Here is a 25,918-nt window from a genome sequence, read left to right as displayed (position 1 = left end):
ATCTTCAAAAATACACAAAAAAACTGCTAGGAATTTATCCTAACAGTTTTTTATTAGTATTTATTTACATATAATATTTAAAATTTTATAAAGAATATAGCTCCTTTTGAATCTTCTCTATTGTCCGCTTTTATGCTTCCACCATGTGCCTCTATTACAGCCAACGCTATTGATAATCCTATTCCATGGTTTCCACCGTCTCCTTTATAGAACCTATCAAATATCTTATCCTTTTCATCAATATTTATACCATTTCCATCATCTTGTATGATTATCTCTATTGACCCATCTTTATCTTTTTTGCAAGATATATCGACTCTAGATTTTGCATATCTTATGCAATTTCCAATTATATTTAAAAATGCCTTTGATATTTCTTTCCAATCGCATTCAAATTCTACACTATCCTTGCTAAAATCACATACAATTTCAATATTTTTATCGTCAGCAATTATTTTCTTTCTACTTATACACTCTGACAATACTTCTCTTAAATCGTATGTTTCCTTTTTTAGCACCTGCATATCGCTATCCATTTTAGAAATATAGATTAAATCCTCTATCATATCCTTTAGATTTTCGCTCTCTTTTATTATTATCTCAATAGCTTCTTCTGGCTGCATTATTTTGTATTTTATAGCCTCTGCGTATCCATTTATAGACATAAGTGGTGTTCTGAGTTCATGAGATACATTTTGGAAGAATACAGTTTTTTCTCTGCTATCCTTTTCTAAATATGTAGCGCTCTTATTCATAACATCAGCCAGTTCTTGAAGCTCTACATCATCAAAGTCAAATTCTCTATTTTTGAAATTTCCTCTACCAATGCTTTCTGCGAATTCAGAAAGTTCCTCTATAGGAGATGCGATATTGTCAGATATTTTTCTAGATACAAATATAGCACATAATCCTATTACAAACATTATCAACAACAAGAATATATTTATCGTATTTATAAGTCTTAGACTATCTGATATTTCCACAGACAAAACTATATACTTATCACTATCTATATTAGTATTTACGGTTTTGTTTATATTTATAGAAGCAACATACTGTACTCCATATTTTGTAGATATCTTTTGTACAGTTTGATTTCCTAATTTTATGTCATTCCTCTTCATAACTTCACAAATTTTCTCTAAATACTCTATATTCTGCATATAGCAGTTAGTGTTGGGGAATATCATATTGTAATAGCTGTCTACAATTATCGCCTCTGCTTCTGAATTTTCTTGAGCCATTCTAACCTTTCTCTGTATATCTCTCAAGAAGTCAAACCACGATACATCGTTATTTTTATTATCTAAATCATCTAATTTTTCTCTTATATTATCCTTTGGTATTTGGTAATCATCTACCTTTTGAATTATTCCAAGTGCTTTATTTATTTGATTAATTGCATCATTTTCAATATATCTATTTATTATTATATTAAATGCAGTTGCAATCAGTATAAATATTGCTATTATAAGAGATAATATACTAAATAGGATTCTATTTTTTATATTGTTCTCAAAAAAATATTTTTTCCTATATTTACTCTTCAATTTAATCTTCCCCTTGTTTATCATTTACTCTAAATCCATAACCCCATACAGTTTGAATTTCTATTCCTGTGTCTTTTATCTTCTTTCTCAATCTCTTTACCGTATCGTCAACAGCTCTTGTTTCTATTTCACTACTATATCCCCATATTTCGTTTAGTAGTTCATCTCTAGAAACAGCTCTATCATTTTTTTCAAATAAATAACTTAATAAATTAAATTCATTTGGAGTAAGATTTAGCATAGTATCGTCGCATTCAACACTTTTATTTGCCTTATCAAGCTTAACATTTCCAAATTCTAATATTCTTTCCTTATCTACTTCGATTTCTTCAGCATTGTTTCTTTCTATATCTATTCTTCTAAATATTGCCTTTATCCTCATAACTAATGACATAGGACTAAAAGGTTTAGTAAAATAATCATCACTTCCTATACTGATTCCAGTTATATAATCTATTTCTTCACCTCTAGCTGTCAGCATTATTATAGGTACGGTACTTTTTTCTCTTATCTTTCTACATACTTCAAATCCATCCATTTTAGGCATCATAACATCTAGAATAACCAAATCACATTCTTTTTCATCAAATGCTTTTAAAAGCAGTTCTCCATTTTCAAAATCACAAACATCATAGTCAGAATTAAGTAAAAATGTTTTTACAAGACCTCTTATATTATCGTCATCGTCAGCTATATATATAAGCTTTTTCATATTTTCACCTCTATCCTTGAGATTTGCTCAAATTATAAATTATCTGATCCAAAAGCCAATGGCATTAAATCTTCTATATTTGTTATTAATGTTTTTTCTCCATTAGATAATATTATCTCGGCATCTTTTTCTATAAGTTCTGATAGTACCTGTCTACACGCACCACAAGGAGTAACTAGTTTTTCCCCTTTAGATACTATTGCTATTGCTTTTATATGTTTTTTTCTATATCCATTAGAATATGCCGCAAATATAGCACTTCTTTCAGCACAGTTAGTGAGACCATAAGATGCATTTTCTATATTTGCTCCTAAGAAATATTTCCCATCTGTTGTTTCAACACAAGCTCCTACTTTATACTTTGAATATGGTGCATATGCGTTCTGCATAGCTTCAAATGCTTTATCTACTATTTTCATATCGTTTCCTCTTTTCTTAAATTATTTTTTATATTATACAACAGATACCTTATTTATACCTAAAATTTATCTATTATTTTATATATAAAAAGCCAGGCAAAATTACCTGGCTTAAATTTTACTCTGTTTTATTTTGTTTCTGTTGCTTGATTTTCTTCTTTTTTATCTTCTGCTTTTTCAGCTTCTGTTTTATTTCCTTCAAATTTTACATCTGTAGCTGTTCCAGTTATTTTATCTTCTATTTTACCACTGTTCTTTATAGTCGCACCAGTTCCATTAACTTCTACAGACTTTATTGATCCTGTATTTTCTAAAGTAACACTAGTACCATTTATTTTTACACTTGTTGTAGTTCCTTCATTTTTTATACTAGCTTTTGATGCATCCACATCTATATTTGTCATTGTACCTTTGTTTATAACAACTATAGATTCAGCATTTGCATCTAATAATAAATTTTCTACTTTTACTCCACCTGCAACGCTTAAAGAAGCTGCTCTTTTTGTTTCTAATTTTTTTATAGATCCACCTAATATTTCTACATTAGCTTCAGCTGAATCTAATGTAACTTTTCCATTGAAAGTTCCATTTATTTTTATATTTATAGCTTTATCAGTTGATATAGTAAAATCATCTGAAGTATCTGCATTTATTTTTAGAGTTATTGTATCTCCTGCATTTGCATTGGCTAATACTGTATTTAGGTCGTCTTTATTGTTTACTTCATAGTTTATGTTAGTCTGAGTTGCCTTTATTTCTTCTACAGCATCCTCATTACCATTTCCTCCAACCTGAGTTATAGTTTTTATAACTTTATTTTTGAATAGACTCTTTTGACTATCTGATAATTTTGATTCAACTATAACTACTGGTGCATTATTTTTAGCTGCAAGAACACCTACTGAAAGTGCATCTATTAATTCTCCAGATTTTTTAAGTCCATCTTTAGCTACGTATATATTATTTAATTCTTTACCTTTGTAGAATTCTTCTATAACTCTAGCATTTGTATCATTTCTATTTTTACCTTCTATTCTTATAGCTGCTGGTAGTGATTCTGCTACTTCTTCTGAAACAACACTATCTCCACCTATTATATAAGAGTTTGATATTTTATTGTCTTTTATAAAGTCTTTAGATACTTCTATTCCTTTTTTAGGGTTTGATAATATTATAGGCATACCTTTTTCTGCTGCAATAGCTGCTACTGATACTGCATCAGCAAGACCATTTGTACCATTTACTACTGCTACACTATTAATAGCTTCTAATTTATTTGATTTATTAAAGTCGTTTAGTGCCTTAGCTATTTCTAGTGCTGTTTCTTCTCTAGTATCACCTTTTATTCTATCTACAGTTGTAACTCCTGCAGCTTTTAATTCTTCAACTAGAGCTTCTGGTAAAACTGCTTCTCCACCTATTAATACCACTTTTTTTGCTCCAGTTCTAACTATTTCATCTTTAGTAACTGCTGTAAGTGCATTTTTAGAAGTAAGTAATATTGGAGCTTTAAGTGCATTTGCATATGGTGTTGCTGCTAATGCATCTGGTATAGCATCGTCATTTACTAGTATAACAGTCTCCGCATTTGCATAAGCTCTTTTACTTATCATAGCTGCAGTTTCGTATCTATTATCTCCAACTATTTTATCTACTGATGCTGCATAAGCTGGTATAACTGTACCAACTGCCATAGTAGCTGCTAATGCAACTGTTGTGTATTTTTTCATATTCATAACTAGCACCCCCAAGTTTAATTTTATTATTATAAATATTTTATCATATTTTTGCAATCTTTTATTTAATTACCCTATTTAAATTTTTCAAAACATTAAATGTTTATAAAGGAAAAGAGATACCAGTAGGTATCCCTTTATTATTAAAATATATATTTTTTAATTTTACTATTTTACAACTGTGTAATCTTCTGGTTTTAACTGAGAAGCTGCAGCTTCGTCTAATATAACTATTACATCGTTGTGTAACTGTAATGCTGTAGCTGGAACCATTGGATCTATATCTCCGTAAACAGTTTTAGCTATAGCTTCTGCTTTTCCTTCTCCTGAAGCTAAAAGAACTATTTTTTTAGATTTTAATATAGTTCCTATACCCATACTTACTGCTTTTTTAGGCACTTCTTCTTCTGAAGCGAAGAATCTTGAGTTTGCTTCTATTGTAGATGGTGTAAGTTCAACTAAGTGAGTATTTTTTATGAATACTGAATCTGGTTCATTAAATCCTATATGTCCATTTTTTCCTATTCCTAGAACCTGTATATCTATTCCACCAGCTGCTTCTATTCTTTCTTCGTAAGCTTTACATTCAGCTTCTACATCTTCTACCATTCCATTTGGAAGGTTGTAGTTTTCTATGTTTACATGGTTGAAAAGATGTTTTTTCATGAAGTAATCATAGCTCTGATCATTTTCAACTGGTAACTGATAGTATTCGTCTAAGTTGAAGCTTGTTACATCTGCAAAATCTATTTTTCCTTCGTTGTATTTTTCAACTAAAGCTGCATACATTCCTTCTGGAGTACTTCCTGTTGCTAATCCTAATACTGAGTTAGGTTTTAATATAAGCTGAGCTGCAAATATTCTAGCCGCTTTTTCGCTCATCTGAGCATAGTCTTTACATACTAATATCTTCATTTTAAATCCTCCAATATTTTTCTATTTATCATTCACCGCATTTTGCGGATTTTTACAATTTTTTATTATATCTATATTTTACTATTATTTCCGTTCGAATACTATATCTCCTGTACAAATTGTCATACTACAGTTGAAATCATCATCAAATAATGCAAAATCTGCATCTTTACCTATTTCTATACTACCTTTTTTATCAGCTACATGTATTGCAGTTGCTGGGTTTAAAGAAGCAAGGTTTATAGCTTCTACTACTGTTAGGTCTGTGTTGTTGTAGAAGTTTCTTACCATAGAGTTAAGTGCAGAAACACTTCCTGCTAATGCTCCATTTTCTAATCTAGCTGCATTATCTTTAACTATAACTTTCTGTCCACCTAATGAGTATTCTCCATCTTCAAGACCTCCAGCTTCCATTGAGTCTGTTATAAGTATTAATTTATTTTTGCCTTTGTTGTGTATTACAAACTGGAATAATCCTTTGTTTACATGTATTGTATCTGCTATTATTTCAGTAAATACATCTCTAGTAAGTGCTGCACCAACTATTCCTGGCTCTCTGTGGTTTAATCCTGTCTGAGCATTGAATAAGTGAGTAACACTTCCAACACCTTCATCTATGGCTGCATTTGCTTCATCAAATGTAGCTTTACTGTGTCCCATAGATATTAATATATCGGTGCTTCTCTTAACAGCTTTTATAAATTCAAAGTTTTCATCTTTTTCTGGAGCTATTGTTATAACTTTTATAACATCTGAATAATCTTTTATAAATGAGAATTCAGGTATTGCTATGAATTTAGCATTCTGAGCACCTTTAAATGCTTCATTTATAAATGGCCCTTCAACATGAGATCCAAGTACCTGAGAACCTTCCATTTTTCTAGCTTTTGCTCTTCTTATTGTTTCAAGAGCTGTATATATATCAGATTTTCCCATTGTCATAGTTGTTGGTAAAAATCCTGTAACACCATGACGTGCAACAGATTTTGACATAGTTTCTATTGCGTGATCTGTACCATTCATAGTATCTTCACCCATATTACCATGTATATGTATATCTATTAGACCTGGAGATATGTATTTTCCTTCAGCATCTATTACTTCACAGTTTTCTGGTATTTCAGAAGTTATACTCTGTATTTTAGTGTCGAATACTATATTTTTTCCTTCTAAAATTTTATCCTTTAATATAATTCTACCGTTTGTAAGACATTTCATCTTAATACCCCTCCTAATCAATATTTTTTTAATTTATTCTATTAAAATTACATTCCTATATTTATCTCATACTGATATTTATCACTTCTAATTATAGTTACTGTATACTCTATAATTTTTTCATCTTCTGTGTAAGATATTCTCTGTATACTAAGTGCTAGCCGTCCTTTTTCACATTGTAGTTTTTCGCTAACTTTTGCATCTACTTGTATCGGATCTATTATCTGCTCTACTCTAGCTACTTTGTATCCATATTCATTTTCCAAAATTTTATACAAAGAATTATCGTCTAGCATACCCTTTGTCATACCACCACATACCTTTTCAGGAATGTATGCAATCTCGTATCCAAAAGGCTCATTTTCTACATATCTAATTCTTTTTATCTTGTATACGTTTTCTCTTTTGTCAGTTATTCCCAGTTTTTCCATTATAATATCATCTGGGTTTAGTATTTCAAATTTTATTATATCTGTCTTAATATCAATTCCTCTGCTCTTCATAACTTCTGTAAACCCTTTTACATTGTTGAACTGATATTTTTTCTTTTTCTGCGCTACAAAAGTCCCCTTACCTTGTTTTCTATAGAGAATCCCCTCAGAAACAAGTGCATTTATAGCTTTGTTGACAGTCATTCTGCTTATTTCTTGTTCTTTACAAATTTCTCTTTCTGGAAGAAGTACATCGCCTTCTTTTAATTCTCCAGACTCAATCATATCCTTTATTATCGATTTTAATTGGATATGTATTGATACAGAACTAGTTTTATCTACTTTCTTCATATCGATTCCACCTTTTACTTTGGTATATACCAATTATATACCTATAGCATTTTTTATTCAATGCTTTTAACAAAAAAATAAATTTTATTGAGTTTCATCGAAAAATTTATTTCGACTATAAAATTTTTTAATTAAATTTTTAAAATTTCCGTTACTCAAATCAAAATAACTTTCCATTTAATAGTATTTATGTATTATAATAGATTTAATGATTAAAACGTTAGGAGTGAAAAATTTGGTAAAAATAGGAGAATTAAACAAGCTCGAAGTTAAGAGAAAAGCTGATTTTGGCTATTTCTTAGATGGTCAGACAGGTAACTCAACTGACGATGTACTACTTCACAATAAATTTATTGAAGATGGAACTGAAATCGAGGTCGGAAAAGAAGTTGAAGTCTTCATATTCAAAGATTCTAAAGGAAGATTTGCTGCAACTACAAAGAAACCTTTAGCTTGCGTGGGGGATATAGCATATCTTAAAGTTGTCGACAACACAGATATAGGTACATTCATAGACGTTGGTCTTCCAAAAGATGTACTTGTACCATTTAGAGAAAAAACTCATCCAATGTTCAGAGATGAAAAATATTTATTCTATATATATGTAGATAAGAGCGGAAGAATAGCTGCAACTACTGATATAGACCATCATCTAACTACAGACCATGAGTACAATTTAGGAGATACTGTAACTGGTATCGTGTACGGATTCCAGACTAATGGAACTGCTATGCTTTGTGTAGACAACAAATACGCTGCAGTTATACTAAATAACGAATACTTCACAGATTTAGATGTCGGACAGGTTATGGAAAACCTAAAAGTTATAAAAATATATGAAGACGGAAAACTAGGGCTTACTCCAAGAGCAGACAGAAAATCTGAAATGGATTCAGTTGAATACAAGATATTAAGCTATCTTGAAGGAAATGACGGATATATGAGATTTAACGATAAATCTGATCCAAAAGATATAAAAATATTATTCAATTCAAGTAAAAAGAACTTCAAAAGAGCTTTAGGTGTACTTATGAGAAAAGGTATAGTATACCAGGACGAAAACGGAACATATTTAAAATAGATAATGAAAAATCGCCTCCTATGATTAATTTGATATTACCATAGAAGGCGATTAAATTTACAGACTTTTTTTCATATACTCTATACTTAGTTACTTCACGTTATTATTTTGTACTTTGCAAATAAAATGCAATATACATACTTTACCACATATTTTGAATTTTTTACATTGTCCATTATTCGTATAGCAATTTGCATATGTTGTAGTATTATTCTTATCATTTGGTTCTGACATCCACTTCATTTTTTTACTCCTTTTTTATTATAAATATATTTCTTCTACATTAGTTAGTTCACTTAAAATTTCTTCATGTGATACGAGGATAATAATACTATCTTTTTTTATTTCATTTATAATATTATAAAATATCATTTTATTTTCTCTATCTAATGCAGAAGTTACTTCGTCAAAAATATAAATTTCTTTTTTTTCAACAAAAGCCCTAGCTATAAGTATTTTTTGCTTTTGTCCCCCAGATAAATTTATTTCTTTATTTAAAACTGTATTATAATTTTCTGGAAAACTCATTATTAAATCATCTATATTAAGTTTTTTGCAAATTTTTCTTATACTTCTTAAATCTATATTCCTATACAATGATATATTTTGGTAAATTGTATCAGTAAAAATATATGAATTTTGATCTATATATGCAATATTTTTTCTATATTCATTGATTTCAACTATTCTTCTGTAATTAATTTCTAATTCTTCGATATTATTAGGATATAATCCAGACAATATATCTAATACAGTAGATTTTCCTTTTCCATTTTCTCCAATTATTCTATATATATTACCTTTTAAAAATTCATAATTAAAATTTTTAATTATTTCATTATTTTTTATATATCCAAAAGATAGATTTTTAATTTTAACAGAGATCATTTCTCCGTTTAAATCTTTTGATTTTTTTTCTTTTTTATTAGAAAAATAATTATCTTTATTACATATATTATCTATCCTTTCCAAAGATATACTTATATTCTGTATCAATGAATTAAAACTAGATAAATTACTACTTTCTGTTTTAAATTTTTCTGAATATGAGTTAAAACTAACTAATATACCTATAGTTATTATATTTTTTAGGCATAAATATCCACCAACTAATAAAATCAATATATTAGAAATGAAAGATATTATATTTATAATAATATACATATCTATATCCAACTTTGACTTTTGCACAGCTTTATCATATATTTTGTTTGTTAAGCCTTTAAATTCATTATTTCTTTTATTTATAATATTAAATATATTTATTACTTTTAACCCATTTAATGTATCATTTATAAAATTCAAATATTTATCTTTCATTTTCATTAATATTTCTAATTTATTTTTTATAACTCTTCCCATAACTAAAAATACTAAAAATTCAATAGGAATAAATATTAAAATTAACAAACTTAATAATAAATTTATTTTTATCATTATAAACAAAATAAATATAACTGTTACTATACATCTAATAAAATCCAAAAACTCTCCTAATATACTAGCTGCATTCATAGCATCATCTTCAATATTATTTATTAGTAATCCTTTATTGATATTTCTAGTATACAAATAATCTAAATTTAATATATTATTGAATATATCTAATTTTATTTTCTTTTCTACTCTAGCTGTTATCTTTAATATATAAACTGATCTAATTCTATATGTAATAATATTAAAAATATATATTATCACCATAAACAAGATATAGTAATTCAATTTATTTATTCCATTTTCTTTTGATATACAATCTATTATTTTCCCCATAATAAAGGGGTTTATCAAATAGAATATCATTTCTAAGAAAATTAATATTTGCATAAAAATAAATTCTTTGATAGAAATATCTATTTTTTTTATATATTTTATTATTAATTTTATATCTTTAACAAAAAATTTTATTTTACTTAATATATAAATCACTTCTTTCATTATGTAAAACTAACCCTATAGCTAAATATATTTTTATAGTTTTCTTCCTTTTTTTACACAGTTATTCTGTGTTTTACAATTAAAGTTTAGTATACATCCTTTTAATTTACCTTTTTCTTGCTCTGTATTAACACCTTCATTAAATACAAAAAAGCAATCTACTTTACCGGTAATTGAATTTTTACTTTCTGATATCCATTTCATATTGCTAATCCTCCGTTATTTTTTTATACAATTATTTTGTCTACCACAAACAGATTTGCCTATACATAAATTAGGACATAATGTCAATTTACATGGTTTATGTGGTACACATGGAGATGGTCCTCCACCTAGTCTACTATCTTTGTTATTTAATGTATTTACTTCTGAAATCCACTTCATATTTATTTTCTCCTATATTTTTAAGCTATAAGGTTAGTTTTATAACAATTTAAATTAATTATACCCTAACTTTTGCTTGTAAATATTTTCTATTTTTCTTATAACTATATCTTTTTTTTCAAAGCAATCATTTTTACCATACATTTTCTTTAAATAAGGACATCCTCCCATACATATAGGTAATAAATTGCATTTTCTGCATTGATTATCTTCAACTGGATTATAAGCTCCATAATAAATTACTGTATTGTTAAGCTCTATTCCATCTGTTACATTTCCTATACATCCTTTTTTTCTACCTATTTCATCCCAACATTTGTAAAGATTCCCATTTGGATCTATTACAAAAGAGTTGTTAGTTACAGCTCCACAAATATTAGGATTAAATTCAGATATATTACTAAAATTTTTATTTTTTCTTAAAAATCTACTATTATATTCAGTAAATTCTTCTTCTTTCAATATATTAATATTGTTTTCATTAAGTAAATCTTCTACTTTTGCTATATATAAAAATACTTTATCATATATATCATTTTCTTTTAGTATACTTACTAATTCATCTATTCCTTCTTTATTTGTATTATCTAAATTAACTCTTATTGTTATATCTATTAAATCACAACTATTTTTTATATTTTCTATTATTCTATCAAAACTACCTCCACCTGAAGAAAGTTTTCTTCTAGAATCATGTATTTTAGGAGGTCCATCTAATGTTATCTGAGCTGAGTTTATCTTCATTTCTTTCATTTTTTTAGCATATTCTCTTGTAAGTAAATATCCATTAGTAACTATATCTGCAGAAAAATTTTCTATATTAACATACTTTAATATTTCATTTGTTAATTTTTCAATTATATTAAATGCCATAAGCGGTTCTCCACCATACCAGCTTATACTTAACGGTTCATCTTTTTTTATATTGTTTTTTATAAATTTCAAAGTATTTTCTATTGTATTTTCATTCATTGTTGTAAAATCCACACCTTTTTCATAACAATAAGGACATACAAAATTACATGATAGAGTTGGTGCTATAGTTAAAAATAATCCTTCATTTTTATATCTCAATATATTACTATAATATTTTATTAAATCTACTTCATTCAAAGAATCCTCTACTATCATATTTCCCTTTATCAATTCTTTTTTTAATAAGGATTCATTTTTATCAATATCCAATTTTATATTTTTATACTCATTCAAATCTTCTTCTTCTATTAAAAGAATTCCTGAACTAAATGTATTATATAATAAAATATTATTTTCAATTTTATGTTCAATATTAAACTGTGAAAATTTCATTTTTACCTCCATTTTATTATTTAATTTTTGAAAGATATAAAATTAAAATCATACAAATATAAGGTGAAATATAAGAAAATAATTCCAAAATATTAATAAAAAATAATAAAGGAAATATTATTAATGTATATATTGAAAAACTTAAAATTAAATTTAAAATAGATATCCATTTATAAATTTTAATATTGCTATGCGCTGAAACAATATACGCTATAATGCTTAAAACAATATATATACTTAGATTATTATTTTCTGATAATATACCTATATTTTTAATTAAAATTAATGTAAATGGAATAAATATTATTATACTTGATATCAATTTATTCCTTTGGAAAAAGTCATCAAGTTTATAATTAAAAGATTTTATTTTATCCATCTTTATAAATACACCTCTTTTCATTAATAATTTTTTTATAAAAAAAAGATATCACCTTATAAACAATTATCTTCTTTCAAAATCCTTGTTTACAAAATAACATCTTAATTTAAACTATTCAATATATTTTGCCTATCTGGGTATTATTATTGCTTATCTGGACTAATGGAATATAGATTATTATCTCGAATACATTTTCGCTATCATTTATATCCATATTTCCATTATATTTTTCAACTGCATTTCTTACACTTTGTAAACCTAGTCCATGCAAAAAATCATCTTTTTTACTAGTAATAATTCTATTTTCTTTTTTTATAATTATATTTTTTTTATTATTTTCTATTTTTATTAAATAAAATTTATTTACTATAGTATCTTTTATAAATATTTTTTTATTTTCTTCATCTTCTATATTTTTACTAGCTTCTATAGCATTGTCAAGCAAATTAGAAAATATAGTGCATATATCTGTCATTTCTATAAAATCACACTTTTTTAAGTTTAAATCTACATATAAATTTATATTATATTCTTTGCATATTTCCTCTTTTTCCATAAGTATAATGTCTAATATTAAATTATTAGTATGAAAATTATTTTTTACATCCTCTAATTTTTCTTTTATTTCATTTATATATTTTTTCCTATCCATACTATTTAATTTTTCTATACACATAATATGATTATTCATATCATGGTATATTTCTCTAACTTTTGAATAATTCTTTTGCATAGAGTTATAATATTGGTACTGCATATTTAACTTTTCTTTTATCAACTTATTTTCATAATCTAATTTATTGTTTTTTAATATTCGTATAATCATTTTTATTATAGCTATATTTGAAATTATAGCTGATATTATTAAAATTAAAATTGTTATAAAATTAGAATTGTACTTTATTGTATTAGTCATCAAAAATTCAAATATTATCACTATGCTAACAATATTTACTATTACAGGCAATAAAAATTTTAAATATTCTTCTTTTTCTAAGTCAAATACAAATTTCCAACGTTCTTTTTTTATTTTTAGTAAACTTAAAACTAGTATTACCTTCGTAACAACAAAATACTGTATAAAATAAATATAATTATTAAATAATAAATTTATTCTTTCTATATTTTGAACCTTCATTAAAAATATCGTTACTAATGAATCTATTCCTATAATAAATAAACTATAAATAAATATTATAAAAAATAATCTTTGCAATCTTATATTATAATTATATCTAATATTCATACTTACAAATAATATGTTTATAAATAATCTTAAAAATAAATCTTTACTAAAAATAGACTCTATAACTATAACTAAAATTAATAATAAATTCGAGTAGGCAAATTCTCTTTTATTTTTCACTCTACTTTCAAATTTATTTATTATAACCATAAAAATTAATATATCAAATACACTAGAAAATATTCTAATCAATTCGCAGTAAAATATATTCTCCATTATATTTTTCTCCCTATAAATCTAGTAAATTTTTGTTTCAAATCTTTTATTCTATATTTGCTAACAGGAACTTTATCTTCTCCAATAATAACGGCATCATTTGTTATTAAATCAATATATATCATATTCACTAAAAAACTTTTATGTACTCTAAAAAATCCATATTTTTCTAATTTTTTATCAAACTCTGCTATACTTTTCCAAGAATAAATAATGTTTTTATCAACTAAATGAATTATTAATTCTTTTCTATTTATCTCAATATATTTTATTAAATCTATTTTTATTTTTTCTATTTTCCCATTTTGATCTATTAGAAAATACTTTCTTTTATTTTTATTTATTTCTTCTATACAATTCAAAATACTTTCTTGAAGCTCATCAAATTTTATAGGTTTTAATATATATCTATACGCCCTTACCTTATATCCATCTTTAGCATACTCTATAAGTCCAGTCAAAAAAATTATTTCAGAATTAATACCTCTACTTCTTATATTTTGAGCTGCTTCCATTCCACTCATTTTTTTCATTTTTATATCTAATAAAAATATATCTACATCATCTATATTTTTTTCCAACATTTCCTCTGCTGAATTAAATATATTAATATTATAATTATAATTATCATCTATATTTTCAAATATTATCCTTAAGTAATTTAGTATTATTTTTATTTGTTCTTTATTATCTTCACAAATAACTATATTATACATATTTTATCACCATCCAAATTTTTTCATAAAAATATCTATATTTATATTATAGTCCTTTTTCATATGCTATAATTTACAATATTGTTACAAAAAAAACAAGAAAAGTATTTCACTCTTCTTGTTTTCTCCAGTAAAAATATTATTTAATTAATCTATAATTTTTTATTTATATCAGTTATAAATATTATAAATAAGGAAAATATAAATAATATTAACAATATGCTTATTATACTAAAAATAACTTCATATTTTGCTGTATCTGGTATTAGGGCTGTCGATTTTAAAATACTTTGTGGAATATAATAAATTAAGATAGATATTACTGATAACAAAATTAATTTTAATTTTATATTATTACTCATTTGACATCCCCGCCTTTAATTTCTAAGTACAGATTTTTTAAGTGGATCCACAGTTTGTGGTTTTACAGTATTTTCATTAGCAAATACTTGAGTAAAAGATAATGCTGTAATAATAGTAACTAAAAATAATGATATTAATTTTTTATATTTCATAATTTTTACCTCTTTCATTTTATGTTACTGATATTATAGCATTTATTTTTTTATAATTATTCTATTTTGCCCAACTAGGTATTATTATTGCCTATCTGGATAAATCTAATATTTTATTAATAAAAATCCACATTATATCTCTTTAATTCTCCATCTTCGTATTCAATTTTTGCATTAAACACCTTCTTAGTGGCTACCCACTCTAAAAATACTCTATCTCCATCCCACATATTTAAGTCCATAACCTTATCGTTATCAACCCAAAGAAGTCTACCCTCTGGACAATCATCCAATCTATCCTCAGGAACCTCTCCTTCAAAATCTCTACAGCTAAATATAAACATGTACCAGTTATCATCATTTGCAAATTTAGGGAAAGAAATAAGTCCATGATATCTTAAAGAATTTACAGTTAATCCAGTTTCTTCTTTAATCTCTCTGATTATACATTCTTCCGGAGTCTCTCCAAATTCAAATTTTCCACCAATCCCAACGTACTTTCCTTCGTGTACGTCGTTTTTCTTTTTATTTCGATAAAGCATAAGTGTTTTGCCATCTTTTTCAATATAGCAAATAGTTGTAAGTACTGTCTTATTCATATTACTCAACTCCTTTGTAGAAGTGAGCAGTTGTGTAATTTCTGTTTTTATTTAACACTTTTTTTGCAGTACTGCTTAATTCAAAGTCGTTTTCTGTTGTTTCCATATATGCTTTAGCTATTTCTCTAGCTTCTTCTGGTGTTTCTAGCGAGAAGTCTAATCTAAAGAAGTCCACACCAGTTTCTGCAACATCTTCAAGATTTTCAAGCATTATTGTAGGTTCAGAATTGTATATTGTAGTTCTACAGAATTCGCTCTGAGATAGTCTAAACTGGCTTCCCTTCTGGTCTTCTAACATATATTTATCTTTTCTACATTCTGCACATCTTTTGTCTTTTTTACAGTTTCTTACAAGTACACCCATTGGACAGTATTCACTTATCATCATAGGTACGTATCCGTATACAACTGTTTCTATTTCAGCATCTGTGTGTTTTATAGACTCTTTTATTTCACTCACATTCATTTCCTGAGATATACATATACTTTCCATTCCACTATTTCTAAGCCAATTCATGCTCTCTCCGTTGAATGCATTTAATGACCAATCTGCTCTTATTCCACATCCACAGTTTTCTGTAAAGAATTTTATTTCTCCCCAGCTCGCTGCAAGTACAGAATCCTCTTCAGTTATTTCATCTATTATCTTATCAAATACCTTGTAGTCAGGATTTCTCATTATTCTAGGTGCAGAGTATACTATTTTCTTGTCGTTTTCTACAGCTATTTTTTTAGCTTCAGCGAAATCATATAAGTTTTCATAGTATATTGTATCTATTTCTAAATCCGCAACTGCTTTTAACTGTTCTAAATTTTTAACCTTAACTCTTATTCTAGGCTCTTCTTCTAAATACTCTGGTCTTTTATCTTTTATAGAATAGTTTATTTCCTTATCTTTTAGACTTCTTCCTTTTACAACTTCTCTTGAATCAGATAATTTTTCTATAGCTTCCCTTCTCATTTTATTTATCATACTTACGGGAATACTAACATCTTCACCTATATCTAGTTCTATATTTTCTAACTCATAAGGAGTGTTTCCAAGTTTTTCAAGCTGAGATTTTGCCTTTTCTTCAGATAATACTACCTTCATAGCTTTTTCTGCCTCTTTTTCTCCCTCAACTAGCACAGAATTACCTTCTGTATCAGATATTTCAAGTATAGGTTTTTCACCTATATAAGCCTTAAATCTCATATAAGCAGGAGTTTTTACTAACTCTTTATCGCTTTCAAAAGTAGATTTTACCCTTTCTATTAAAGAGTTATCCGATGTTTTGAAAACATCCTGATTTTTTCTAGCCTCTCCTACAAAGTCTAGCTCTATAGTTTCTCCAGCGAATCCTATTTCACTTATCTCATTTCCCTTGATTATTCTACCTATAGTTCCTCCACCAAGGTTTATTCCATCGCCTTTTTTAAGAGTATTTTCTAATTTTATCTTTAATCTTTTTCTTTTCTTATTAAAATCTACTACCTTACCAATATATAAACCTCTGTTGTTTGGTTTTTCAGAGTTCATTATGTCTATACCTTTTTCTCCAAGTATATATCCTCTAGTGAATTTTCTATTAAAGATTGTATAAAGCTCGTTCATGTCTTCAGTAGTTACACCAGTTTTTCCTGTAGCTATATAGTTATCTGCTGCGTGTCTATATGCAGATACAACTGTTGCAACATACTCAGGTCTTTTCATTCTTCCTTCTATTTTTAGAGATAATACACCCGCGTCTATTACTTCTCCAATTTCTTCAATAGTGTTTAAATCTCTAGGACTTAGCAGGTATTCCCCATTTGTGTTTACAGTTTCTCCTGTTTCTACATCTATTAATTCGTATTTCTGTCTACAAGGCTGTGCACATCTACCTCTATTGCCAGATCTATTTCCAATCATACTACTCATTAAACACTGACCTGAATAGCATACACATAATGCACCATGCACAAATACCTCTATATCAACCTTAACTTTTGAGCAAATTTCTTTTATCTCAGGTGCACTTAGTTCTCTAGCAAGGACAACTCTGTCAAATCCTATACTTTTTAAATACTCTACATCTTCTAATGAATGTGCTGCCATCTGAGTGCTTGCGTGTATTTCAAAGTCTGGAAGTTCTCTTTTTATAAGCATTGCCATACCTATATCCTGCACAATTACAGCATCTATATCTATATCGTATAAAAATTTTATATACTCAATAAAGTCCTCTACCTCATTCTGTTTTATTAATGTATTTACTGTTATAAATAGTTTTACTCCTCTTGTGTGGCAGTATTTAACCGCTTCCTGTAGTTCTTCTCTATCAAAATTATTTGCAGATGCTCTAGCACTGAAATCTTTTCCACCTAAATAAACTGCATCTGCACCATTTTGAACAGCTGCCTTTAACGCTTCAAAGCTTCCAACCGGAGCAAGAAGTTCTATTTTGTTCATCTTTTCCTCCTTCTTATTGAAATCATAATTTTTATTTCAACATTTCAACAATTATCTAATATTAATCTCTTTTTAAAAACAATTATTTTTACTTAAAAATCGGCATAAAAAAGAGCCGCTCCATATATTATATGTATCAAGCGACTCTTTTTGCAATACATTTGCGTTATTTGTCTAATTTATTTTTAAGCTCAGTATTTTCAAGCTGAAGTTCGTAGGCATTGTTCTGGAATTCAGATGCTATCTGTTCAGCAGTTTCTACCTTTTTATTAGCCTCAGCTAATTTTTCTTCTAGCTCTTTTATTCTTTCATCTACATTCATTTCCTGGCATACTTCTGGATTCTGTAGTTCTAAGATTTCTTTTTTCTTTTCTTCTACTATTTCCATAAGTTCTGCCATTCTTTTCTGTAGCTCTTCAAGTTCTGAGTTTTTAGATTCAACCCCGTTTTTTAACTCTTCTATTTCCTGGTCTTTTAATGCTATTTTTTCTTCTAATTCTTTTGCAGCCTCAGAATTTATCCCAATTTCTGCATTTGCCTGTAATTCTTCAAGCTCTTTAGCTATTTCCTGGTTTTCTTCAGAGCATTCAAATAGAAGATCTGCTATGTTTAGAGCTGTAAGTATTGATACTGCTGATATACTAAGTCTTGAATTCGCCTCAGCTATTGTACTCATTTCACTGTCTACATAGTCAGCTATCTGTTTCATTTTTTCAACAGGCTTATCTCCTGTCATCTGATATTCAGCTCCCTGTATTTTTACAGTTACCTTATTCATCGGTTTCAACCCCCTAATGATTACTTTTCATTAAGCTCTTAATTCAGCACCTAATTTTTCGCTTAATTCTTTTAATATGTTTTCATGAACTGGTGCTATGTCATCATCAGTAAGTGTTTTTTCAGCACTTCTATAAGTTATGCTGTATGCTACAGATTTATATCCAGTTTCTATCTGAGATCCTCTGTATACGTCGAATAATCTATAACTTTCAACTAATCCTTCTCCGTTAGCTTTTATTATATCTTCTATATCTTTTACATATACTTCATCTTTTACAGTAAGTGCTATATCTCTTGATGTAGATGGATATTTTGGAAGAGATTTGAATATTATTGTTCTGTCTGAGTTTTCAAATACTACATCTGTGTCTATTTCACAAACATATACTCTCTGAGTTAATCCATAGTTTTCAAGTACATCAGGATGTACTTCTCCTAAGTAACCTACTAATGTTCCATTACATACTATTTTAGCACATCTACCTGGATGGAATGTAGTGTTTTCTTTTTCTGGTATTATTTCGTATTCTTTCATTCCTGCTCTTTCAAGAACTTTTTCAACTGCGCCTTTTAGTACGAAGAAGTCTACTTCTTTTCCATACATTGCCATACACATATGATTTAATTCTGAAGGAAGTCCTTCTTCACTTGGTACAAATACATGTCCACATTCGAATCCAGCAAATTCTGGGTTCTTTCTTGACATATTAGTATATACTATATCAAGCATATTTGGTATCATTGTAGTTCTCATTACAGAAGTTTCTTCTCCAAGTGGATTTAAAAGTTTTACAAAGTTTCTCTTTGGAGAATCTGCAGGTAATTTTATTTTATCTACTCCTGATGGGCTTACGAATGAGTAGCTAAGTACTTCATATAATCCTGTTGATAGAGCAGTAGATTTTAGTATATCGTTGAATTTCTGTCTTTCAGTTTTTATACCTGCTGTGTAGTTACCTTCTAACTGTTTAGCTGGTATATTTTCGAATCCGTATATTCTTGCTATTTCTTCAAGAACATCAGCTTCCTGTTCCATATCTAATCTGAATGAAGGCACTCTTATTTCTAATTCTTCAGCAGATTTTAAGTCACATTCGAATTCTAATGATTCTAATATTTCTATGAACTGAGCTATTGGAAGGTCTATTCCTAATCTAGCTGTTATTCTCTTAGGATTTACTGTAAGTATTTTCTGTTCTGGTTTTGAAGGATAGTTATCTTCTATACCTTTTAATACTTTACCTGCACCTAACATTTCAACTAACTGAGCTGCTCTGTTTACAGCAAGTTCTGCTAAGTTTGGATCTATACCTTTTTCGAATCTTGAAGAAGATTCTGTTCTAAGTCCTAATTTTTTAGAAGTCGCTCTTACATTTTCAGCCTGGAAGTTTGCACTTTCGAATAATAATTCAGTTGTAGTATCTTTTATTTCTGAGTTTAATCCACCCATTACACCAGCTAAAGCTAAAGATTTTTCTCCATTAGTTATAACTAACATATCTTTATCAAGAGTTCTTTCCTGTTCGTCTAAAGTAACGAATTTTTCTCCTTCTTCAGCATTTCTAACAACTATTTTTCCAGTTCCTATATCACTTAAGTCAAATGCGTGCATTGGCTGACCCATTTCTAACATTACATAGTTAGTTATATCTACTATGTTGTTTATAGGTCTTACACCAGCTTCTATTAATCTTCTCTGCATCCAGTATGGAGATGGAGCTATTTTAACATCTTTAACTATTCTAGCAGCATATCTTCTACATAATTTTGGGTTTTCTATCTGTACATCGAAATCTATTGATTCGTCAGCTTCTTCTTTAACAGATACTTCTGGGTATTTAACTTTTTTACCAACTGTTACAGCTGCTTCTCTAGCTATACCTATTACACATCTGCAGTCTGGTCTATTTGATGTTAATTCGAAATCTATAACTGCATCATTTATACCAAGAACTTCTTTAACATCTTTACCTGTTTCATAACTATCTTCGTAATCAAGAAGGAATATTCCGTTCTTTTTGTATTCTTCAACATATTTTTCATCTATACCAAGTTCAGCTGCAGAACACATCATACCTTCTGATACTTCGCCTCTTAATTTTCCTGTTTTTATTTTTATTCCACCAGGAAGTTTAGCACCATGTATTGCTAGAGGTATATAATCTCCAACTTTTACATTTTTTGCTCCTGTTACTATCTGAAGAACTTTTTCTCCAGCGTCAACTTTTGTTACTATTAATTTATCCGCATTTGGATGTGGGTTTATTTCTAATATTTTCCCAACTACAACATTTTCTATATCTTCACCGAAGTATTCAACAGTTTCCATTTTAGTCCCTGTCATTGTCATCATATCGGCAAATTCTTTTACGTCCATATCTATATCTACGTAATCTCTTAACCATTTTACTGATACTAACATTTACTTTTTCCTCCCTATTTAATCAAATTAGAACTGATCTAAGAATCTAACATCATTTTCGAATAATAATCTTATGTCATCTATACCGTATTTAAGCATTGCAAGTCTTTCAACACCCATACCTGCCGCAAATCCACTGTAAACTTCTGGATCTATTCCACAGTTTCTAAGTACGTTAGGATGTACCATACCTGCACCTAATATTTCTATCCAACCTTCTCCTTTACAAACTGGGCAACCTTTACCACCACATTTGAAGCAAGTTACGTCTATTTCTGCACTTGGTTCAGTGAATGGGAAATTGTGAGGTCTGAATTTTGTATTTGTTTCACTTCCGAATAATTTCTGAACAAATGTGTTTAAAGTTCCTTTGAATTCTGTCATTGTTATGTCTTTTCCAACAACTAGAAGCTCTATCTGATGGAACATTGGAGAATGTGTAGCATCTGGAGAGTCAGATCTAAAGCATCTTCCAGGAGCTATTATTTTTATTGGTAAATCTTCTTTTTCCATAGTTCTTATCTGAACTGGAGAAGTCTGTGTTCTTAATAATAAATCATCATTTATGTAGAATGTATCTGACATATCTCTTGATGGATGATCTTTTGGAGCGTTTAGTGCATCGAAGTTGTTTCTAACTGTTTCAACTTCTGGACCTTCTGCTATTGAGAATCCCATTCCTATGAATATATCAGTTACTTCATCTATTATTTTAGTTATAGGATGTTTTTTACCTACTTTAAATTCTTTTGAAGGCATTGTAACGTCTATTACTTCTTCTGCTAATTTTTTAGCCTGTTCTGCTTTTTTAAGCTCAGTTTTAGCGTTGTTTATTCCTTCTTCTATAGCTGTTCTAACTTCATTACCTACTTTACCAACTACTGGTCTTTCTTCAGCAGATAATTTTCCCATTCCTTTTAATATTATTGTAAGTTCTCCCTTTTTACCAAGGTATTTAACTCTAAGACTTTCAGCTTTTTCTATACTGTCTGCCTCTGCTATTTCAGCTAATGCATTTTTCTGTAATTCAAGAAGTTTTTCCTGCATCTTTAATATCACCCTTTCATTTAATAATTTTTCTTAGTTTTCTTATTTTCATAATTTGCATAAAAAAAGTCTTTCAATCCCAGCTAGGGACGAAAGACTATAATTCCGCGGTACCACCCTAGTAGCCTAATAAACTTTAATTAGACCACCTCAAAAGATTTAACGCATCTTATACGTCCAAACCTACACATCATAAGATTTCAGCTTAGAAACTCCAGAGCGAACTTCCTATGATATCTCAGAAGATTGCTCACAGCCAACGACAATCTATCTCTTTACTGAAATGGTTCACAGTACTTTTCTCTATCAACATTAATTATTTGAAATTTTTGTAATTATATTTACAATTCTTCATAATTATAACACATTGTCAACATTTTAGACAAGTGATTTTTTAATTTCGTACATTAGAATTGCAGAACTTATTGCAGCATTTAAAGATTCTGCACTTCCGTATATAGGTATTTTTACAAGTAAATCAGAGTTTTCAGCTATGACATCATCTATACCATTTGCCTCATTTCCTATTACAAGCGCAACTTTATTCCCATAATCTACAGTATCATACCAGTTTTCTGTATTAAGCCAACTAGATACTATTTTTATTCCTTTTGATTTTAATGTAGATAACATCTCATCTCTTTCTGCAGGAATTATATTCATGCTAAATATAGATCCCATTGTAGATCTTATTACCTTTGGATTGTATATATCAACACATCCTTTTAAAGTTATTATTGCATCAGCTCCAGCTGCATCTGCTGTTCTTATTATTGTTCCCATATTTCCAGGATCCTGAATTCTATCTAGGACTATGATATATTTATCGTCGTCAGTTAGATTTTTTTCAAGAGTTTTCTTTTCATAAGAAACAACAGCTAGTATCCCCTGAGTATTTTCAGTATCTACCATATCTTTAAAATTCTTGTTAGTTGTCTTATATACTTTTATATTTGCATCTTCTAATTCTTTTAAAAACTTTCTGTGTTCTTCTTTATTTTCAAAATCCTCGTTTATAAAGACGTAATCTATAATATCCTTCTGCTCAAATGCTAAAGTAAGAATTCTATATCCCTCTATTATAAATTTACTCTCTTTATTTCTATTTTTTGATTTAAGAAGAAGTTTAGTACTTTTTATTTTTTCATTGTCTTTACTAGTTATTTCTACCATATACTATCTTCTCCCTACAGTTTCAATATTCTGGTTTATTATATCTCTTATACTTGAGTTTTTACCTATTATTACTAGTATATTTCCACCCTCTAGTTTTTCTTCTGGAGATGGAGTTACGTTTATTTCTTTCCCACTCTTTATTGCAAGTACTGTTATTTCGTATCTACTTCTAAGTTCTAGTTCTATAAGAGATTTACCAACCCATTTTTTAGGAACAACTATTTCAACTATAGAATATTCTGGGTCCAATTCTATATGGTCTAGTATATTGTTTGATACTAGGTTGTGTGCAACTCTAACCCCCATATCTCTCTCTGGGAATACAACTCTATCTGCACCTATTTTATAAAGAACTTTAGCTTGTAATTCATCTTTAGCTTTACAGATAATTTCTTCTACTCCCATTTCCTTAGCTATAAGTGTAGCCATTATAGATGCTCTTATATCTGAACCTATAGCAATTATAGCAACATCAAAGTTACTTAAACCAAGAGATCTAAGAGCCTGCTCATCTGTAACATCGACTATTGCTGCATGTGTTACCTTATCTGAAAGATTCTGTATTATATCTTCATTTTTATCTATTGCCATAACTTGATGGCCTAATAAATGCATTGTAGATGCAACTGATGCACCAAATCTACCGCATCCAATTACTATATACTGTTTCATACTCATTTTCTCTTCTCCTAATAACCCTAAAAATTTTATCCTACGATTAAACTTCCTTCAGGATATCTAACTGGCTGAACTTTTTTAGAACCGCCTGACATAAATGCCATAAATATTGTAAGTGATCCAACACGTCCTGCGAACATATACATTATTATAAGTAGTTTACCTATAGGTGTCAGTGTAGGACTTCCACCTATACTAAGCCCAACAGTCGCAAATGCAGATGCAACCTCAAATGCTGCAGCTGTTAATGTAAATTGTTCCTGTGTTGCAGATAGTAAAAATGTTCCTATTACAACAAAGCTTATCCCAACTACAAATATTACCATCGCTTTTCTAACTGTTGATGAGCTTATTCTTCTTTCATATATTTCTATATCTGATTTTCCTAGGATAAGGCTCTTAACAGATAATAAAAGTGTTGCAAGTGTTGTAACTTTTATACCTCCACCAGTAGATGCTGGTGCTGCTCCTATAAACATCAGAATTATCATTGCAAATAGTGTACTTTCTCTAAGCTTAGTAAGATCTATACTTGCAAATCCTGCTGTTCTAGATGTAACAGACTGGAAATATGCATTTACAATTTTCTGAGGTAGAGGCATATCTCCAAGAGTACTTGGTCTATCAAACTCTATAGCTAAAATAGTAATTGTGCCCACTATTATAAGCGAAATAGTAGTGAAAATAACCACTTTAGTATGTATATTATATCTTGAATATCTTTTTTCTCTGATTATATTTAGTAAAACTGGGAATCCAATCCCACCAAGTATTATTAATGCTGAAATTGTAAGCATAACTAAATAACTATTGTTAAAACATACTATAGATGTGAATTTACCCGCTGTAGCTCCCATAAGGTCAAATCCTGCATTACAAAATGCAGAAATTGCATGGAAAATTGAAAACCATGTGCCCTTTACAAATCCAAACATTGGTATAAATTTAGTAGATAGTATAAGTGCTCCTATCCCCTCTATAGTAAATGTCATCATAAGTACATATCTAGTAAGTCTTACTATACCAGATAAATCTCTCTGATTTAATGCTTCCTGTATTAAAAGTCTTTCTTTTAAATTTATTCTTTTCCCCGTTATAAGTGCAAACATCGTCGTAACCGTCATGAATCCAAGTCCACCTATTTGTATAAGCATTATTATCGTTAGCTGTCCAAAGAAGCTCCAATAAGTAGACGTATCCACTACTACTAGCCCTGTTACACACACCGCAGATGTAGCCGTAAATAGTGCATTTAAAAATCCTATACTTTCCCCATCTTGAGTAGATATTGGTAAATTTAATATTATAGCTCCTACTAATATAACCGTTGCGAATCCGATTACCATTACCTGAGTCGGCTGCATTCCACTTCCATAAGAAGCCACTCTTTTGAGCATCGTTTTCAATTTCCTTCATACCTCCTAACATCATAAAATTATACATTTTGATATAACTTTATTTTTGTGTCCGCTGACACAGTTTTATTTTATGTTTATTTTTTATTTTTATTTTAAGTTCTAACTAATTATTTTAAATGTCATTAATATATTATATTCTAATTTACAATTAAAAACAACCTTATCGAATACAATCAATTGTTAAGTTTAAGCACAAAAAACATAAAAAAATACTGCCATAGAACACCTTTAAAAGGTGTTCTTATGACAGTA

General features: G+C 28.5%; 24 protein-coding genes, 1 pseudogene and 1 other annotated feature. Of the genes and pseudogenes, 1 reads left to right on the top strand and 24 read right to left on the bottom strand.

The window, feature by feature from the left end:
- Positions 1-77: 77 nt before the first annotated feature.
- From DWX74_RS08875 to DWX74_RS08845, 7 genes are all read right to left on the bottom strand, one after another.
- Positions 78-1,550: a sensor histidine kinase gene (locus DWX74_RS08875; protein WP_158573259.1), complete on the bottom strand. Its 1,473-nt coding sequence runs from the start codon at positions 1,548-1,550 to the stop codon at positions 78-80.
- A 1-nt stretch (position 1,551) separates the two neighbouring features.
- Entirely contained in the window at positions 1,552-2,262 is a 711-nt protein-coding gene (locus tag DWX74_RS08870) for a response regulator transcription factor (RefSeq protein WP_118549626.1), read from the bottom strand.
- Positions 2,263-2,294: 32 nt separating this feature from the next.
- Entirely contained in the window at positions 2,295-2,681 is a 387-nt protein-coding gene (gene cdd / locus DWX74_RS08865; RefSeq protein ID WP_118549625.1) for a cytidine deaminase, read from the bottom strand.
- 128 nt (positions 2,682-2,809) lie between these two features.
- On the bottom strand, positions 2,810-4,417 hold the full coding sequence (locus DWX74_RS08860) for a cell wall-binding repeat-containing protein (RefSeq protein WP_118549624.1): 1,608 nt from the start codon (positions 4,415-4,417) through the stop codon (positions 2,810-2,812).
- A gap of 168 nt (positions 4,418-4,585) precedes the next feature.
- Complete coding sequence (gene nagB / locus DWX74_RS08855) at positions 4,586-5,332, bottom strand: glucosamine-6-phosphate deaminase (protein ID WP_118549623.1); 747 nt, start codon at positions 5,330-5,332, stop codon at positions 4,586-4,588.
- Positions 5,333-5,416: 84 nt separating this feature from the next.
- Positions 5,417-6,550, bottom strand: a complete 1,134-nt coding sequence (gene nagA, locus DWX74_RS08850; protein ID WP_118549622.1) for an N-acetylglucosamine-6-phosphate deacetylase — start codon at positions 6,548-6,550, stop codon at positions 5,417-5,419.
- A gap of 47 nt (positions 6,551-6,597) precedes the next feature.
- Positions 6,598-7,332, bottom strand: coding sequence for a GntR family transcriptional regulator (locus tag DWX74_RS08845; RefSeq protein WP_118549621.1), 735 nt, complete (start codon positions 7,330-7,332; stop codon positions 6,598-6,600).
- A 208-nt stretch (positions 7,333-7,540) separates the two neighbouring features.
- On the opposite strand from DWX74_RS08845, the gene DWX74_RS08840 reads away from it, so the two are divergent.
- Positions 7,541-8,413 carry a CvfB family protein gene (locus DWX74_RS08840; RefSeq protein WP_118549620.1) on the top strand — a complete coding sequence of 291 codons (873 nt, stop codon included), beginning with the start codon at positions 7,541-7,543 and terminating at the stop codon, positions 8,411-8,413.
- A 90-nt stretch (positions 8,414-8,503) separates the two neighbouring features.
- Here DWX74_RS08840 and DWX74_RS11110 read toward each other — a convergent pair whose 3' ends face one another.
- The 17 genes and pseudogenes from DWX74_RS11110 to DWX74_RS08775 all read right to left on the bottom strand — a co-directional run bounded on the left by DWX74_RS11110 (position 8,504) and on the right by DWX74_RS08775 (position 25,645).
- Positions 8,504-8,656, bottom strand: a complete 153-nt coding sequence (locus DWX74_RS11110; protein ID WP_158573258.1) for a hypothetical protein — start codon at positions 8,654-8,656, stop codon at positions 8,504-8,506.
- An 18-nt stretch (positions 8,657-8,674) separates the two neighbouring features.
- Positions 8,675-9,301, bottom strand: coding sequence for an ATP-binding cassette domain-containing protein (locus DWX74_RS11280; protein WP_286164290.1), 627 nt, complete (start codon positions 9,299-9,301; stop codon positions 8,675-8,677).
- Between the two features lie 162 nt (positions 9,302-9,463).
- Positions 9,464-10,237, bottom strand: a pseudogene (locus tag DWX74_RS11445) (ABC transporter transmembrane domain-containing protein); the annotation flags it as partial.
- A gap of 144 nt (positions 10,238-10,381) precedes the next feature.
- Complete coding sequence (locus DWX74_RS11105; protein ID WP_158573256.1) at positions 10,382-10,552, bottom strand: hypothetical protein; 171 nt, start codon at positions 10,550-10,552, stop codon at positions 10,382-10,384.
- A 15-nt stretch (positions 10,553-10,567) separates the two neighbouring features.
- On the bottom strand, positions 10,568-10,732 hold the full coding sequence (locus DWX74_RS11100) for a hypothetical protein (RefSeq protein WP_158573255.1): 165 nt from the start codon (positions 10,730-10,732) through the stop codon (positions 10,568-10,570).
- Positions 10,733-10,786: 54 nt separating this feature from the next.
- Complete coding sequence (locus DWX74_RS08830) at positions 10,787-12,040, bottom strand: radical SAM/SPASM domain-containing protein (protein WP_158573254.1); 1,254 nt, start codon at positions 12,038-12,040, stop codon at positions 10,787-10,789.
- A 497-nt stretch (positions 12,041-12,537) separates the two neighbouring features.
- Positions 12,538-13,884 (bottom strand): ATP-binding protein, encoded by a 1,347-nt coding sequence (locus tag DWX74_RS08820; protein ID WP_118549616.1) that lies wholly within the window; start codon positions 13,882-13,884, stop codon positions 12,538-12,540.
- On the bottom strand, positions 13,884-14,600 hold the full coding sequence (locus DWX74_RS08815; protein WP_118549615.1) for a LytR/AlgR family response regulator transcription factor: 717 nt from the start codon (positions 14,598-14,600) through the stop codon (positions 13,884-13,886). The genes DWX74_RS08820 and DWX74_RS08815 overlap by 1 nt, the downstream gene beginning before the upstream one ends.
- A gap of 377 nt (positions 14,601-14,977) precedes the next feature.
- Positions 14,978-15,115, bottom strand: coding sequence for a hypothetical protein (locus DWX74_RS11095; protein ID WP_158573253.1), 138 nt, complete (start codon positions 15,113-15,115; stop codon positions 14,978-14,980).
- 116 nt (positions 15,116-15,231) lie between these two features.
- Positions 15,232-15,714 carry an NUDIX hydrolase gene (locus tag DWX74_RS08810; protein WP_118549614.1) on the bottom strand — a complete coding sequence of 161 codons (483 nt, stop codon included), beginning with the start codon at positions 15,712-15,714 and terminating at the stop codon, positions 15,232-15,234.
- Position 15,715: 1 nt separating this feature from the next.
- Positions 15,716-18,145: a DUF3656 domain-containing U32 family peptidase gene (locus tag DWX74_RS08805; RefSeq protein ID WP_118549613.1), complete on the bottom strand. Its 2,430-nt coding sequence runs from the start codon at positions 18,143-18,145 to the stop codon at positions 15,716-15,718.
- Positions 18,146-18,311: 166 nt separating this feature from the next.
- Entirely contained in the window at positions 18,312-18,923 is a 612-nt protein-coding gene (gene zapA, locus DWX74_RS08800) for a cell division protein ZapA (RefSeq protein WP_118549612.1), read from the bottom strand.
- Positions 18,924-18,953: 30 nt separating this feature from the next.
- The gene (gene pheT / locus DWX74_RS08795; protein WP_118549611.1) at positions 18,954-21,347 is read right to left on the bottom strand and encodes a phenylalanine--tRNA ligase subunit beta; all 2,394 of its coding nucleotides are present in this window, start codon (positions 21,345-21,347) and stop codon (positions 18,954-18,956) included.
- 27 nt (positions 21,348-21,374) lie between these two features.
- On the bottom strand, positions 21,375-22,394 hold the full coding sequence (pheS, locus tag DWX74_RS08790; RefSeq protein ID WP_006440760.1) for a phenylalanine--tRNA ligase subunit alpha: 1,020 nt from the start codon (positions 22,392-22,394) through the stop codon (positions 21,375-21,377).
- Positions 22,395-22,476: 82 nt separating this feature from the next.
- Positions 22,477-22,713, bottom strand: a binding site (T-box leader).
- 59 nt (positions 22,714-22,772) lie between these two features.
- Positions 22,773-23,567 (bottom strand): TrmH family RNA methyltransferase, encoded by a 795-nt coding sequence (locus DWX74_RS08785; RefSeq protein ID WP_006440759.1) that lies wholly within the window; start codon positions 23,565-23,567, stop codon positions 22,773-22,775.
- A gap of 3 nt (positions 23,568-23,570) precedes the next feature.
- Complete coding sequence (locus tag DWX74_RS08780; RefSeq protein WP_118549637.1) at positions 23,571-24,242, bottom strand: potassium channel family protein; 672 nt, start codon at positions 24,240-24,242, stop codon at positions 23,571-23,573.
- Between the two features lie 35 nt (positions 24,243-24,277).
- A complete protein-coding gene (locus DWX74_RS08775; protein WP_118549636.1) occupies positions 24,278-25,645 on the bottom strand; it encodes a TrkH family potassium uptake protein in 1,368 nt (455 codons plus the stop codon).
- Positions 25,646-25,918: the final 273 nt, after the last annotated feature.

Origin of the sequence: Peptoclostridium sp. AF21-18 (genome assembly GCF_003478825.1) — a bacterium.
Classification (GTDB): Bacteria; Bacillota; Clostridia; order Peptostreptococcales; family Peptostreptococcaceae; genus Peptacetobacter.
The sequence above is the reverse complement of the archived record's forward strand: the minus strand, read 5'-3'. Positions and strand labels throughout refer to the sequence as shown.

What these genes read in the sequence shown, in the direction of transcription:
- pheT (WP_118549611.1), bottom strand. Translation starts at nt 21,347, where the DNA reads ATGTTAGTATCAGTAAAATGGTTAAGAGATTACGTAGATATAGATATG.
- DWX74_RS08845 (WP_118549621.1), bottom strand. Translation starts at nt 7,332, where the DNA reads ATGAAGAAAGTAGATAAAACTAGTTCTGTATCAATACATATCCAATTA.
- nagB (WP_118549623.1), bottom strand. Translation starts at nt 5,332, where the DNA reads ATGAAGATATTAGTATGTAAAGACTATGCTCAGATGAGCGAAAAAGCG.
- cdd (WP_118549625.1), bottom strand. Translation starts at nt 2,681, where the DNA reads ATGAAAATAGTAGATAAAGCATTTGAAGCTATGCAGAACGCATATGCA.
- DWX74_RS08820 (WP_118549616.1), bottom strand. Translation starts at nt 13,884, where the DNA reads ATGGAGAATATATTTTACTGCGAATTGATTAGAATATTTTCTAGTGTA.
- DWX74_RS08815 (WP_118549615.1), bottom strand. Translation starts at nt 14,600, where the DNA reads ATGTATAATATAGTTATTTGTGAAGATAATAAAGAACAAATAAAAATA.
- DWX74_RS11100 (WP_158573255.1), bottom strand. Translation starts at nt 10,732, where the DNA reads ATGAAGTGGATTTCAGAAGTAAATACATTAAATAACAAAGATAGTAGA.
- DWX74_RS08840 (WP_118549620.1), top strand. Translation starts at nt 7,541, where the DNA reads ATGATTAAAACGTTAGGAGTGAAAAATTTGGTAAAAATAGGAGAATTA.
- DWX74_RS08810 (WP_118549614.1), bottom strand. Translation starts at nt 15,714, where the DNA reads ATGAATAAGACAGTACTTACAACTATTTGCTATATTGAAAAAGATGGC.
- DWX74_RS11095 (WP_158573253.1), bottom strand. Translation starts at nt 15,115, where the DNA reads ATGAAATATAAAAAATTAATATCATTATTTTTAGTTACTATTATTACA.
- DWX74_RS11110 (WP_158573258.1), bottom strand. Translation starts at nt 8,656, where the DNA reads ATGAAGTGGATGTCAGAACCAAATGATAAGAATAATACTACAACATAT.
- DWX74_RS08830 (WP_158573254.1), bottom strand. Translation starts at nt 12,040, where the DNA reads ATGAAATTTTCACAGTTTAATATTGAACATAAAATTGAAAATAATATT.
- DWX74_RS08805 (WP_118549613.1), bottom strand. Translation starts at nt 18,145, where the DNA reads ATGAACAAAATAGAACTTCTTGCTCCGGTTGGAAGCTTTGAAGCGTTA.
- zapA (WP_118549612.1), bottom strand. Translation starts at nt 18,923, where the DNA reads ATGAATAAGGTAACTGTAAAAATACAGGGAGCTGAATATCAGATGACA.
- DWX74_RS11105 (WP_158573256.1), bottom strand. Translation starts at nt 10,552, where the DNA reads ATGAAATGGATATCAGAAAGTAAAAATTCAATTACCGGTAAAGTAGAT.
- DWX74_RS08780 (WP_118549637.1), bottom strand. Translation starts at nt 24,242, where the DNA reads ATGAAACAGTATATAGTAATTGGATGCGGTAGATTTGGTGCATCAGTT.
- DWX74_RS11280 (WP_286164290.1), bottom strand. Translation starts at nt 9,301, where the DNA reads ATGATCTCTGTTAAAATTAAAAATCTATCTTTTGGATATATAAAAAAT.
- DWX74_RS08785 (WP_006440759.1), bottom strand. Translation starts at nt 23,567, where the DNA reads ATGGTAGAAATAACTAGTAAAGACAATGAAAAAATAAAAAGTACTAAA.
- DWX74_RS08775 (WP_118549636.1), bottom strand. Translation starts at nt 25,645, where the DNA reads ATGCTCAAAAGAGTGGCTTCTTATGGAAGTGGAATGCAGCCGACTCAG.
- DWX74_RS08860 (WP_118549624.1), bottom strand. Translation starts at nt 4,417, where the DNA reads ATGAATATGAAAAAATACACAACAGTTGCATTAGCAGCTACTATGGCA.
- nagA (WP_118549622.1), bottom strand. Translation starts at nt 6,550, where the DNA reads ATGAAATGTCTTACAAACGGTAGAATTATATTAAAGGATAAAATTTTA.
- DWX74_RS08870 (WP_118549626.1), bottom strand. Translation starts at nt 2,262, where the DNA reads ATGAAAAAGCTTATATATATAGCTGACGATGACGATAATATAAGAGGT.
- pheS (WP_006440760.1), bottom strand. Translation starts at nt 22,394, where the DNA reads ATGCAGGAAAAACTTCTTGAATTACAGAAAAATGCATTAGCTGAAATA.